Here is a 12,663-nt window from a genome sequence, read left to right as displayed (position 1 = left end):
GAATCGATTCGCTAAAGAAACGGATAATCTACAAAACACCTATTAAGGGTGTGGCTATACCAACACAGGAGGTAGCAAGTGACTATTGCTATTGTCATAGGCACGCATGGCTGGGCAGCAGAACAATTGCTGAAAACCGCAGAAATGCTATTGGGCGAACAAGAAAACGTTGGCTGGATAGATTTCGTTCCCGGTGAAAACGCCGAAACTCTAATCGAGAAGTACAACGCTCAACTGACAAACCTGAACACAGACAAAGGTGTGCTGTTTCTCGTCGATACCTGGGGCGGAAGCCCGTTCAATGCGGCAAGCCGTATTGTCGTCGATAAAGAGCATTACGAGGTCGTCGCCGGGGTCAATATTCCGATGCTGGTTGAAACCTTGATGGCCCGTGATGATAACCCTTCGTTTGATGAGTTAGTGGCAATCGCTGTTGAAACAGGGCGTGAAGGGGTTAAAGCCCTGAAAGCTAAACCTGTTGAAAAATCCGCTCCCGTTGCGCCCGTAGCTGCACCTAAAGCTGCTGCACCGCTCAAACCAATGGGTCCAAATGACTACATGAATATCGGTCTGGCACGTATTGATGACCGTTTAATTCATGGCCAGGTCGCCACCCGCTGGACCAAAGAAACCAACGTTACGCGTATTATTGTTGTGAGTGATGAAGTCGCAGCCGATACCGTGCGTAAAACACTGTTGACGCAAGTTGCTCCTCCTGGCGTGACGGCGCACGTGGTTGACGTCGCTAAGATGATCCGCGTTTACAACAACCCGAAATATGCAGGCGACCGTGTGATGCTGCTGTTCACCAACCCAACCGACGTTGAACGCGTTGTGGAAGGTGGTGTGAATATTAAGTCAGTGAATATCGGTGGTATGGCGTTCCGCCAGGGTAAAACCCAGGTGAACAACGCGATTTCTGTCGATGAAAAAGATATTGAAGCCTTCAAGAAACTGAACGAGCGCGGCATTGAGCTGGAAGCGCGTAAAGTTTCTACCGATCAAAAACTGAAAATGATGGATCTGATCGCGAAGGTGAAAAGCTAATTACGCAGGTAATTTGCTCAATCAACGTTTTGCACAGTTTTCACACATAAGTCACACGTTTAAGGAGAAGTACAATGGAGATTACCACTCTTCAGATTGTGCTGGTGTTTGTCGTAGCCTGTATTGCCGGTATGGAGTCGGTGCTCGATGAATTTCAGTTCCACCGTCCGCTGGTCGCCTGTACCTTAATTGGTCTGGTACTCGGTGATATGAAAACCGGTATTATTATCGGTGGTACGTTAGAAATGATTGCCTTGGGTTGGATGAACATCGGTGCGGCGGTTGCTCCCGATGCGGCGCTTGCGTCGATTATCTCAACCATATTGGTTATCGCCGGACACCAGGGCATCGGTTCTGGTATCGCGTTGGCTATCCCGCTGGCAGCAGCAGGCCAGGTTCTGACCATTATTGTTCGTACTATTACCGTGGGCTTCCAGCACGCAGCAGATAAGGCGGCCGAAAGTGGCAACCTATCGGCGCTCTCCTGGATTCACGTTTCCTCCCTGTTCTTGCAAGCAATGCGTATCGCCATCCCTGCCGTTATCGTCGCTGTTTCTGTCGGTACTAGCGAAGTACAGAACCTGCTCAATGCCATTCCTGAAGTGGTCACCAGCGGTCTGAACATCGCCGGCGGCATGATTGTGGTAGTAGGTTATGCGATGGTCATCAACATGATGCGCGCAGGCTACCTGATGCCATTCTTCTATCTTGGCTTCGTTACCGCGGCTTTCACCAACTTCAACCTGGTTGCTCTGGGTGTGATTGGTGCTGTGATGGCAATTTTGTACATCCAGTTAAGCCCGAAATACAACCGTAGCGCAGCCCCGGCGCGTGCTGCTGGTTCTAACGATCTCGATAACGAATTAGATTAATAGGTGAGCGAAATGGTTGATACCACCAAAACAACGACTACCGAGAAGAAACTCACCCCTGGTGATATTCGTGCAGTGTTCATGCGTTCGAACCTGTTCCAGGGTTCATGGAACTTCGAACGTATGCAGGCGCTGGGCTTCTGCTTCTCCATGATTCCGGCCATCAAACGCCTGTATCCTGAGAACAACGACGCGCGTAAACAAGCGATTAAACGTCACCTGGAATTCTTTAACACCCATCCATACGTTGCAGCACCTGTTCTGGGCGTAACGCTGGCAATGGAAGAGCAGCGTGCAAACGGTGCAGAAATTGACGATGGTGCCATTAACGGTATCAAAGTTGGTTTGATGGGGCCGCTGGCTGGTGTCGGTGACCCAATCTTCTGGGGTACTGTACGTCCAGTATTCGCAGCGCTGGGTGCCGGTATCGCGATGAGCGGTAGCCTGCTTGGGCCACTGCTGTTCTTCATCCTGTTCAACGCAGTACGTTTGCTGACTCGTTATTACGGTGTGGCTTATGGTTACCGCAAGGGTATTGATATCGTTAAAGATATGGGCGGCGGTTTCCTGCAAAAACTGACAGAGGGGGCGTCAATTCTCGGCCTGTTTGTCATGGGGGCGCTGGTCAACAAGTGGACGCACGTTAATATACCGCTGGTCGTGTCGAAGATAACCGACCAGACCGGCGCAGTTAAAGTGACCACGGTTCAAACCATTCTTGATCAGCTGATGCCTGGCCTTGTGCCGCTGCTGTTAACGTTTGCCTGTATGTGGCTGCTGCGTAAGAAAGTCAACGCGCTGTGGATCATCATGGGCTTCTTCGTTATCGGTATCGTCGGTTATGCTATCGGCCTGCTGGGTCTGTAATTGACTGTATGAGTACAACCGGGGGCCTGCCCCCGGTTTTTTATTTTGGGAGGTGTCATGACGTTAACAGATGTGGTTTTACTGGTATTCATTGTTCTCTTGCTTGGCTGGGCGATTTATGACGAGTTCATCATGGATAAGCTCAAGGGCAAAACCCTGTTAAAAATCACCCTACTACGCCGCAATCGTATCGACAGCACCATCTTTGTTGGTCTGGTCGCCATCCTCATCTATAACAACGTCACGACTCACGGCACCGCACTCACCACCTGGTTATTATCTGCGCTGGCTTTATTAGCTATTTATATTTCATGGATTCGCCAACCCAAATTGCTATTCAAATCCGAAGGCTTCTTCTTTGCAAATGTCTGGATTTTATACTCGCGAATTAAAGAAATGAATTTATCTGAAGACGGTGTTCTGGTTATGCAACTGGAACAACGCCGTTTACTTATTCGGGTCAAAGATATTGATGACCTGGAAAAAATTTATAAGTTAATGGTTAATAATCAATAGATTGAAGAAATAGCAAAGGCTATATTCTTATATTTTTTGTACAGTTCATAAATATAGCCGATGCTATTTCGCACAGTTAGTGTGCTTTTATTTTAACGTTTTTCTTACTTATTACAGCAAATGAAAATCGTTATCATTTAAATGTCAACAATAATAGTCTTCAAATATTGTTTTATCTTTGAATAATATGTTAAGGTTGCGCCCGTCGTTGGGGAGTAGCCGATTTTCGCGATTGCGAAAATGTACATGTCAACATACTCGTTACTGGTTTAGATGAACTTTAATCAGAAATATAACGTGGCATGTACGACTCAAACACTGAGTAGGCGAGACCATAGGCACGTAGCCATCGTTTTAGTTGGGGATGGAATGCGTGTATATGGATATTCCCAACTGAGGCGTTTTAATGAATCTCTCCGCTACTATTATTCTCGCTTTCGGCATGTCGATGGATGCGTTTGCTGCATCAATCGGGAAAGGTGCCTCACTCCATAAACCTAAATTCTCCGAAGCCTTACGCACCGGTCTTATCTTTGGCGTTATTGAAACGATCACCCCGCTTATCGGCTGGTGTTTGGGTCTGTTGGCCAGTCAGGTGGTGCTCGAGTGGAACCATTGGGTTGCTTTCGTCTTGCTGGTATTTCTCGGTATCCGAATGGTTTATGAAGGTGTGCGCGGCGGCGATGACGAAGAAGCCCCCAAGCTACAACGCCATGGTTTCTGGTTGCTTGTAACAACGGCTATCGCCACCAGCCTTGATGCGATGGCGGTCGGTGTGGGTCTGGCTTTCCTGCAAGTGAACATTATTGAAACGGCGCTGGCGATTGGCTGCGCGACCATGATCATGTCGACGCTGGGTATGATGCTGGGCCGTTTTATTGGCCCGCTGCTGGGTAAACGCGCCGAGATCCTCGGCGGTGTGGTGCTAATCGGGATTGGCTGTCAGATTCTTTATAGCCATTTCAGCGCGTTAAGCTAAATCTTCGCAAACCTCGGATTCGCGTCGCCAGACGCGAATCACAAAATCAGTTTCACAATTGAACGCCGTTTCGGTTTCCAGTGCTTGCCAGACTTCCGGGCGAGCACGCCAGGCAAACGGCGTCATCTGTAGTAATGCCACCGCTTCATTCCCTTTTAACGTCATCGGCCAGCCAATCTGTTGCGTGGTTTCAGCGACAAACCCCGGCAAAGATTCAGATTCAGCGCTATGCAGTACCACATTGTCATAGATTAAGCCTTTCAACTGCATCAAATGACGTGGGCCAGGCGTTGCCGTTATCACAATACCGCCAGGTTTAACTACGCGCGCTAACTCTTCGGCTTTGCATGGCGCGAAAATCCGCACCACCGCATCCAGACTGTTATCGTCAAAAGGCAGGCGATGGCTGGAAGCGACGCAAAACTGCACTTGCGGATAACGTTTTGCCGCGTAGCGAATGGCCACTTTCGCGACATCCAATCCCCAGGTTGTCCCATTTTGCTTTGCGACAATGTCCGCAAAACCGGCGGTGTAATACCCTTCCCCACAGCCGATATCTAATAATGTCACCGGAGCGGTCTGTTCTAAAATCTGGCAAATGGCATCACGTAGCGGCTGATAATGCCCGGCATCCAGAAATGCTCTGCGTGCCTGCATCATTTCTGTGCTGTCACCCGGATCTTTGGAGCGCTTATGCTGAACAGGCAGCAAGTTCACATATCCTTCTTTCGCTTTATCGAATTGATGACCTTGCGGGCAAACAAAACTCCGCCCTTCGGGAGCGAGTGGTGCGTGACAAAGCGGGCAAAGATAGGACATAGAAACTCCGGGCAATCGTAAAGGGCGCAAGTGTAACGCTAAACGCCCTGTTTCGAAAAGTAACTAACCAGCAGAGTTACCCCCGGCAGGCTGATTTAACACCGTGACATTTGCGTCCCCGGCGGGTAAACCATCAGGTTTGATGTTTTCCAGTCGCAGGACATCGCTCATTATCTGGCTAAATACCGGGGCTGAGACTGCGCCACCGTAATATGCCCCGTTTTCAGGATCGTTAATCACCACCACCAGCGCAAAGCGCGGGTTGCTGGCCGGAGCCACACCTGCGGTGTACGCAATGTATTTATCGATGTATTTACCATCATCGCCAATTTTCTTGGCCGTCCCGGTTTTAATTGCCACACGATAACCGCGCACCGCCGCTTTCACTCCCCCGCCACCCGGCAGCGCGACGCTTTCCATCATATGTTCAACCTGGTGCGTGATCTCTTCAGACATCACTCTTTGCCCAACGACCGGCGGATCAACACGCGTAATTGAAAGGGGTCTGGCAATACCGTAGCTGCCGATTGTGGCGTAAACATGGGCCAGTTGCAGAGGCGTGACCATTAAGCCGTAGCCAAAAGAAAACGTGGCGCGATCCAACTCGCCCCAAAATCTGCGATGCGGCATCAGCCCGCTGCTTTCCCCGGTCAGGCCTAAACCTGTCGGCATACCGAAACCAAAGTTTTTATAGGTATCCAGCAATTTTTGGATGGGCATGGCGAGGGAAAGGTGTGACACGCCGGTATCGCTCGATTTCTGCAAAATACCGGTTAGCGTAAGTTGCGGATAATAGCCGACGTCGCGAATACGGTGACCGTCAATGACATAAGGATGGGTGTCCACCACGCTATCAGGGCGCACAATTCCCTGCTGCAAGGCAGTCATAATCACCATCGGCTTGACCGTTGAACCCGGCTCGAAAGTGTCGCTGATGGCGCGGTTACGGAAATCATTCAGCGTGGCGCCATCACGATTATTTGGGTTAAACGTCGGACAGCTCGCCATCGCCAACACTTCGCCAGTATTCACATCAAGAATAACGGCGGCGGCGGATTCGGCTTTGTTCCAGGAAACTGCATTGCTCAACGCATCTTCGGTCACGGTTTGCAGCCGTTCATCAATGCTCAACATTAAATTGTGCGCCGGGTTCGGAGGCGTTTCGGTGATGTTTTCGATAACATGACCATGCCGATCTTTACGGACTAACCGCTCGCCCGCCTTGCCTGTCAGCTGGCGATTAAAGCTCTTTTCTATTCCTTCGATGCCCTGATCATCAATATTCGTGAAGCCAAGCAAATTCGCTGCAACATGGCCTGCAGGATAAAAACGCCGTGACTCATCACGCAGAGAAATGCCAGGCAGTTTTAAACTCTCAATATATTGTGCTTGTTGCGGATCAATCTGGCGGGCGAGATAGATAAATCGATCGGCTGGGTTACGACGAATGCGCGCGGCAATTTCATTAAGCGGCATATTTAGTGTTGTCGCCAACGCCTGCCAGCGGCTACTTATCTGCACGCCACCTTTTTCCATCACCGTTTTCGGATCGGCCCAAATCGCTTTCACCGGTACGCTGACCGCTAATGGCCGACCATTACGATCTTCAATCATGCCACGGGGTACGATGACGGATTCTTCACGCAGGGAACGCATGTCTTCCTGCTTGACCAGGTTGTCTGGGGAGATGATTTGCAGCCAGGCAACGCGCCCTAATAAGAACACCAGACACATGAAGATAGCGATGCAAAGCAGAGCAAAACGCCACTGAATAAAGTTACCCACGACTCCAGGGGCGATTTTTCTCACATTCAATCCTTAACAAGCACTAAGCGATTGAAAATTTAAACATAAGGGAGAAAGTAACCAGACAGGAACAGTGCTACAAGATGCGCTGCTTTGCTACAAGACATAACTGGCTAAGGTTTCCAGTAACAGTTTGAAAAATAATGATTAAGTTTCAGCCATGAAAAAGCCCCGCTACAAGAGCGGGGCTTTCATCAGAATTTGGCGTTATTCGCGCCAGGTCTAATTCAACGGAATTAGATAGCAGTTACGTTAACCGCTGCAGGGCCTTTCTGGCCGTCCTGGATTTCGAACTCAACGTTCTGGCCTTCAGCCAGAGTTTTGAAGCCGTTACCCTGGATTGCAGAGAAGTGTACGAACACGTCTTTGCTGCCGTCAGCAGGAGTAATGAAGCCAAAACCTTTAGACTCGTTGAACCACTTAACTTGACCTTTAATCTTTGCCATTTTGCAAAATTCCTTAGATTGTTTTCTTCGCCCGCAGGCATAACTTAGCTAAAACAGAGACATTACTGCATGAGGCACTAATATAAGGCTCGGCAGAGAAGCGGTATTCAACGACAACGTGTTTACTCAGAACTTCTTTACTGAAAATGCCACACATAAACAGAACTGTACCTCGTTTAACCCAAAGTGTTATCACATACTACGCAATCAATGGCAAGCCATTTTTCGGTATGTATCGATCTGTCGCACAAATTCAGAAATCGCTATTGTTAGTGAAAATGAAATGCACATTAAATGCATAGAATTAGCACCAGCCAACTGTGATTCCGGGCAATCAAACGCAGACCGTAAACAACGTTTTTACCATAGCCCAAAGATATCTATTCGTCCAGGTGATGTGTAGAAAAGTGTTGAATAATGACATTATCTTTATGATTTTTTTAGCATAGCTATTCAAAAAATGAACAATGCAGACTTGGTTAGAAAAGTATCAATGAGATAATTGAAATAGTCAAAATCACTGGGTGAATAAAGCTTGAGCGATTAATTGTTTATATTGCACCAAAATAATGAAACTTTAATGACACCTTGCTTCACAATGATGCAATAAAAACGTTTCGCTATATTCGCCGGTAAATAAAACTGTCTGAGAAATGCGCGGAATATCGCATTAAGATTTTTATGTGATTATAAAAATTGATTCCAATAAGAACAAGTTTTGACCAACCCAACATGTTGTGAGCAGCATGACTCTCCTCAGGAGAGGAGATTCTGAACTTTGTACGCTTTTCGTCTATGTTCACATCACCCGGTTTTTGCTAGTGGGATTCCAGATGGCAAAAACCGTCGATTGGGTGATGAGAGTTGAAAGGATCAAAACAGTGATAGGGGTGCCGCGATTAACGCTCAGCAACCAGACGAATAAAATCGTCTTCTTCTTCGTCGTCTTCTTTCTTAATGGCTTCTGCTTCTTCCTTCACAACTTCCGGCTCGTTCGCTTCGCACAAACGGCGTAACAGCGCATTCTGACGCTTTTGCTGATCTAACAACTCTTCCAACAGCTCAATCTGCTCATTAGTACGACTGCTAGCACGGTTAACAAAGAACCAGCTTACGAGGCCGATAACCAACACCACCAGTGAAACTGTCAGGGAAACGATATTCAACGCGCCAATACTTAATTCGTTCATCTTACCACCTCAGGAAAACCCGTATTCTACACTTGCCACGGCACAAGGTAAGCCTCCTGCGGATAAAAAGACACTACCAGGGGATAAATTTATTAATCGTGCAAATCCCGCTGAAGAACTGTACATCCTGATCGCACATCACATTGACCATTTGGGTCCATAACAGTAGGCAGACTAAGAAAACCGCAACCAAAATTAGCCATCTGTACTTTCTCACTACTCTCTCCATATCGTAACCATTTGAGGCTAAGTTTGGCATATAGACCTTAAACATTGCGTAACATCAGCGTAGATATTATTTAAGAATCATCATATTGCTACTGTAAGTATAGCCGCTACGCTTAGAGGTCTATTAACCTAATAATAAGAGGCATCTATGCGTATTTTGATCCGCGCGATTATCGTCATAGCACTTTTGTGGATCGGTTTGCTGCTCTCAGGCTACGGTGTTCTGATTGGAAGTCATGAAAATGCAGCAGGTTTGGGTTTGCAGTGCAAATATCTGACTGCGCGAAATATAACCACTGCACAGTTTATTCATACTAAGAGCGGGATTATCGGGCTTAGTGACTGCCCTGTATTGCGTAAAAGTGACAATGTTATCGACGACGGGCAGTAAACGCTTAGAAACTGAGGCAAAAAAACGCCGCAATTAAGCGGCGTTTAATATTTCATCAAATACCATTAAAATGGATATTCGTGATAACCCATCTGCTCAGAAATAGTACGCGCAGCATCATGAAGCATTGCCACATATTCGTGGAGTCTATCTTCAGAGAAACGCAGCGTCGGGAATGAAATACTCAAGCCGGCAATGACAACGCCGAAACGGTCGAATACCGGTACGCCAATACAGCGTAAACCTTCTTCTTGTTCCTGATTATCTTCGCCATAACCTTGTTCACGAACGGTATCCAGAACTGTCAATAATTCGTCAGTGCTGGTAATCGTGCGTTCGGTGCTACGGGTATATTCCACATCAGCAAGAATTTCACGCACTTCTTCGCGGTCACGCCAGGCCAGCAACACTTTACCAATCGCCGTACTGTAAAGCGGATTACGACGACCAATGCGCGAATACATGCGCAGGTTGTACATTGAATCAATTTTGTGGATATAGACAATGCTGTCTTCATCCAACGCACCCAGGTGGATGGTTTCTTTTGTCAGACGCGACAGTTCGCGCATCTGAATGTCTGCACTACGAATCAAGTCTACGTTTTGTAACGCACGCGCACCCAATTCAAAGAGTTTGAGCGTCAGCGAGTACTTCTCAGATTCGCCTTCCTGAGCGACATAACCCAGGGATTTCATGGTCTGCAAAAAGCGATAGACGGTGCTTTTCGACATCATTACGCGTTGCGATAATTCAGTGATACCAATTTCGCGTTCTTCGCCAAGAGCCTGTAAGATGCCAAAAACTTTCAGGACAGAAGAGACAGAATCAGGTTGTTTATCCAGATCTGCGATTGCCATTAAATCACCTCGATCGCATTTGTTTTATAAAAATCAGAACCGGTTTTTAGTATAAGTTGACTACCATGTCATCGCAACGAATCTATTCTATTTCGTTACAAATCTGCGACATATCCCGTAAATTTAGTGCTATTATTATTTCTCTCCGAATACTGCCCCCGTGAAACCAAACTTTCCTATGGATAAAACCCTTGCTGACGGGCTGCCATTACCGCAGCGCTATGGTGCTATTTTAGCCATCGCCTTAGGTATAACCATGGCCGTGCTTGATGGCGTAATAGCAAACGTCGCCCTTCCCACCATTGCCCGAGAGTTGAATGCCAGCCCGGCGGAATCCATCTGGATTGTGAACAGTTATCAAATCGCGATAATTGTTTCGTTACTTTCTATGTCGTTCCTTGGGGATATTTTCGGCTATCGCCGGGTATATCAATGCGGCTTAATTCTGTTTTGTATGACATCGCTTTTTTGCGCGTTATCGAATTCATTGCCCATGCTGACATTTGCTCGCGTACTTCAGGGTTTCGGTGGCGCCGCATTAATGAGCGTTAATACCGCGCTTATTCGGCTAATATACCCGCAGAAATACCTTGGCCGTGGGATGGGAATAAACTCCTTTATTGTTGCCGTTTCGTCTGCTGCCGGGCCAACCATTGCCGCCGCTATTCTTTCCGTTGCCTCGTGGAAATGGCTGTTTTTGATTAACGTCCCGATTGGCATCATTGCACTGCTACTGGCACTGCACTTTCTGCCGCCAAACCAGCAAAAATCCCAGGGCCAGCGCTTCGATATCCCAAGTGCTATCATGAATGCCTTAACGTTTGGATTGTTGATTTCAGCGATTAGCGGCTTTGCCCAAGGGCAATCGGGTTGGCTGATTCTCGGAGAACTGGCAGCATTAGTGGTGATTGGCTTCTTCTTTATTCGCCGACAGCTCAAACTCCCCTTCCCTTTGTTACCCGTGGATCTGCTGCGTATCCCGCTTTTCTCGCTATCTATGGGAACGTCAGTCTGTTCTTTTGCCGCACAAATGCTCGCCATGGTTTCTCTTCCCTTCTTCCTGCAATCGACGCTGGGACGCAGTGAAGTGGAAACCGGCCTGCTGCTGACACCATGGCCGATTGCGACGATGATCATGGCTCCCATCGCCGGGCATTTGATTGAAAGAGTTCATGCGGGATTGCTGGGAGGGATTGGATTAACGGTGATGGCCTTTGGTTTATTTGCGCTGGCGCTGTTACCGCACAACCCGACAGATATCGATATCATCTGGCGAATGTTCTTATGTGGCGTCGGTTTTGGTCTGTTCCAGTCGCCGAATAACCACACCATTATTTCTGCTGCACCGCGTCATCGCAGCGGCGGAGCCAGCGGCATGTTAGGCACCGCTCGATTGCTCGGACAGAGTTGCGGTGCTGCCCTGGTTGCATTGATGTTCAACCTCTTCACCACGCACGGAACGCACGCTTCGCTGTTACTGGCTGGCAGTTTTGCCACTCTCGCCGCCATTGTCAGTAGCTTACGGATGTCACAGTCTCGTATCCCGCAAATATAAAAAAAGGCGTGCCAGCGATGGCACGCCTTTTTTCGTTGCTTAAGGCTACTTCAGATATTCGCCATTACGCAGCGCTTCAATACGCTTATCCAACGGAGGGTGAGTCATGAACAATTCGCTCATTGACTTAGCCTTACCATTGATGCAAAACGCCATCATGCTGCTGGCTTCTTGCGGTTCATAACTGGTTTTCAGACGCTGCAACGCAGCAATCATTTTCTCACGACCTACCAATTTTGCAGAACCGGCATCCGCATGGAATTCACGGTGACGTGAGAACCACATGGTGATGATGCTCGCCAGAATACCGAACACCAATTCCAGTACCGTCGCAATCGCGAAATAGACAAACGGGTTACCGTTGTTGCTTTCGCCTTCATCACGATTCCCGGACAAGAAGCCAGAGGCTACCTGCGCGATGATACGAGAAATGAAGATAACAAAGGTGTTCACCACGCCCTGAATCAGCGTCATGGTGACCATGTCACCGTTAGCGATATGGCTAATTTCGTGAGCGATTACCGCTTCCGCTTCATCACGGCTCATGTTTTGCAACAGGCCGGTACTCACCGCAACCAGTGATGCATTTCGACGTGCGCCAGTGGCGAACGCGTTAATGTCAGGCGCATGGTAGACAGCCACCTGTGGCATGGCGATACCCGCTTGCTGTGATTGCTGGCGAACCGTGTCCATCAGCCAGCGTTCAGTTTCGTTACGTGGCTGCTCAATCACTTCCCCACCGACTGAACGAAGCGCCATCCATTTGGACATCAGCAATGAGATGATTGAACCACCAAAGCCAAACAACACCGCCATGATCATCAGACCTTGTACGCTGCTCGACTGGATCCCCGTCAGGCTTAGCACTAGCCCGAATACGACCATGACTGCAAGGTTGGTCAACAGGAAAAGCCCGATACGCATCATAATTTTCTTTTTACCTCGGTTAAACATACGCATTCTGCGTTACCCCACATCGTAGGGGCAAGCTTGCCATTTTCAAGCATTCATCGTGTCCAAGTGGTTAATAATACATAACTTTACATTGAGGAAGAGGTTGATTTACGCGGCTTGATAGAGGTAAAAAAAA

At 48.0% G+C, this 12,663-nt stretch carries 15 protein-coding genes and 1 riboswitch; of the genes, 7 read left to right on the top strand and 8 right to left on the bottom strand.

What is annotated here, in order from left to right:
- Window positions 1-78 precede the first annotated feature (78 nt).
- The 5 genes from manX to mntP all read left to right on the top strand — a co-directional run bounded on the left by manX (window position 79) and on the right by mntP (window position 4,281).
- Window positions 79-1,047, top strand: coding sequence for a PTS mannose transporter subunit IIAB (manX, locus tag D6029_RS21890; RefSeq protein WP_120066782.1), 969 nt, complete (start codon window positions 79-81; stop codon window positions 1,045-1,047).
- A gap of 74 nt (window positions 1,048-1,121) precedes the next feature.
- A complete protein-coding gene (locus tag D6029_RS21885; protein ID WP_120066781.1) occupies window positions 1,122-1,919 on the top strand; it encodes a PTS mannose/fructose/sorbose transporter subunit IIC in 798 nt (265 codons plus the stop codon).
- A gap of 12 nt (window positions 1,920-1,931) precedes the next feature.
- On the top strand, window positions 1,932-2,786 hold the full coding sequence (locus D6029_RS21880) for a PTS mannose transporter subunit IID (protein WP_120066780.1): 855 nt from the start codon (window positions 1,932-1,934) through the stop codon (window positions 2,784-2,786).
- Between the two features lie 57 nt (window positions 2,787-2,843).
- On the top strand, window positions 2,844-3,302 hold the full coding sequence (locus D6029_RS21875; RefSeq protein WP_120066779.1) for a DUF986 family protein: 459 nt from the start codon (window positions 2,844-2,846) through the stop codon (window positions 3,300-3,302).
- A 198-nt stretch (window positions 3,303-3,500) separates the two neighbouring features.
- Window positions 3,501-3,706: riboswitch (yybP-ykoY riboswitch) on the top strand.
- Between the two features lie 2 nt (window positions 3,707-3,708).
- Window positions 3,709-4,281, top strand: a complete 573-nt coding sequence (gene mntP, locus D6029_RS21870; RefSeq protein ID WP_120066778.1) for a manganese efflux pump MntP — start codon at window positions 3,709-3,711, stop codon at window positions 4,279-4,281.
- Here the strand turns inward: mntP and rlmA are convergent.
- The 6 genes from rlmA to mgrB all read right to left on the bottom strand — a co-directional run bounded on the left by rlmA (window position 4,273) and on the right by mgrB (window position 8,759).
- Window positions 4,273-5,100, bottom strand: coding sequence for a 23S rRNA (guanine(745)-N(1))-methyltransferase (gene rlmA / locus D6029_RS21865; protein WP_120066777.1), 828 nt, complete (start codon window positions 5,098-5,100; stop codon window positions 4,273-4,275). The two genes, mntP and rlmA, sit on opposite strands and share 9 nt — an antisense overlap.
- Window positions 5,101-5,163: 63 nt before the next feature.
- The gene (gene ftsI / locus D6029_RS21860) at window positions 5,164-6,909 is read right to left on the bottom strand and encodes a peptidoglycan glycosyltransferase FtsI (RefSeq protein WP_120066776.1); all 1,746 of its coding nucleotides are present in this window, start codon (window positions 6,907-6,909) and stop codon (window positions 5,164-5,166) included.
- 233 nt (window positions 6,910-7,142) lie between these two features.
- Complete coding sequence (gene cspE, locus D6029_RS21855; RefSeq protein WP_001062678.1) at window positions 7,143-7,352, bottom strand: transcription antiterminator/RNA stability regulator CspE; 210 nt, start codon at window positions 7,350-7,352, stop codon at window positions 7,143-7,145.
- Between the two features lie 13 nt (window positions 7,353-7,365).
- Complete coding sequence (locus tag D6029_RS21850; RefSeq protein ID WP_072009398.1) at window positions 7,366-7,509, bottom strand: DUF2627 domain-containing protein; 144 nt, start codon at window positions 7,507-7,509, stop codon at window positions 7,366-7,368.
- Between the two features lie 742 nt (window positions 7,510-8,251).
- Window positions 8,252-8,542, bottom strand: a complete 291-nt coding sequence (locus D6029_RS21845) for a YebO family protein (protein WP_120066775.1) — start codon at window positions 8,540-8,542, stop codon at window positions 8,252-8,254.
- Window positions 8,543-8,615: 73 nt separating this feature from the next.
- On the bottom strand, window positions 8,616-8,759 hold the full coding sequence (mgrB, locus tag D6029_RS21840) for a PhoP/PhoQ regulatory lipoprotein MgrB (RefSeq protein ID WP_120066816.1): 144 nt from the start codon (window positions 8,757-8,759) through the stop codon (window positions 8,616-8,618).
- Between the two features lie 159 nt (window positions 8,760-8,918).
- Between mgrB and D6029_RS21835 the strand changes: the two genes are divergently transcribed.
- Window positions 8,919-9,161 carry a YobH family protein gene (locus tag D6029_RS21835; RefSeq protein ID WP_120066774.1) on the top strand — a complete coding sequence of 81 codons (243 nt, stop codon included), beginning with the start codon at window positions 8,919-8,921 and terminating at the stop codon, window positions 9,159-9,161.
- Window positions 9,162-9,226: 65 nt separating this feature from the next.
- Here D6029_RS21835 and kdgR read toward each other — a convergent pair whose 3' ends face one another.
- Window positions 9,227-10,018: a DNA-binding transcriptional regulator KdgR gene (gene kdgR / locus D6029_RS21830; RefSeq protein ID WP_120066773.1), complete on the bottom strand. Its 792-nt coding sequence runs from the start codon at window positions 10,016-10,018 to the stop codon at window positions 9,227-9,229.
- 178 nt (window positions 10,019-10,196) lie between these two features.
- Here kdgR and D6029_RS21825 point away from each other — a divergent pair, with 178 nt between their 5' ends.
- Window positions 10,197-11,573: an MFS transporter gene (locus tag D6029_RS21825; RefSeq protein ID WP_120066772.1), complete on the top strand. Its 1,377-nt coding sequence runs from the start codon at window positions 10,197-10,199 to the stop codon at window positions 11,571-11,573.
- Between the two features lie 45 nt (window positions 11,574-11,618).
- Here the strand turns inward: D6029_RS21825 and htpX are convergent, their stop codons facing one another.
- Window positions 11,619-12,500: a protease HtpX gene (gene htpX / locus D6029_RS21820; protein WP_120066815.1), complete on the bottom strand. Its 882-nt coding sequence runs from the start codon at window positions 12,498-12,500 to the stop codon at window positions 11,619-11,621.
- Between the last annotated feature and the right edge of the window lie 163 nt (window positions 12,501-12,663).

This window comes from Buttiauxella izardii, from assembly GCF_003601925.1.
GTDB lineage: Bacteria > Pseudomonadota > Gammaproteobacteria > Enterobacterales > Enterobacteriaceae > Buttiauxella > Buttiauxella izardii.
The sequence above is the reverse complement of the archived record's forward strand: the minus strand, read 5'-3'. Positions and strand labels throughout refer to the sequence as shown.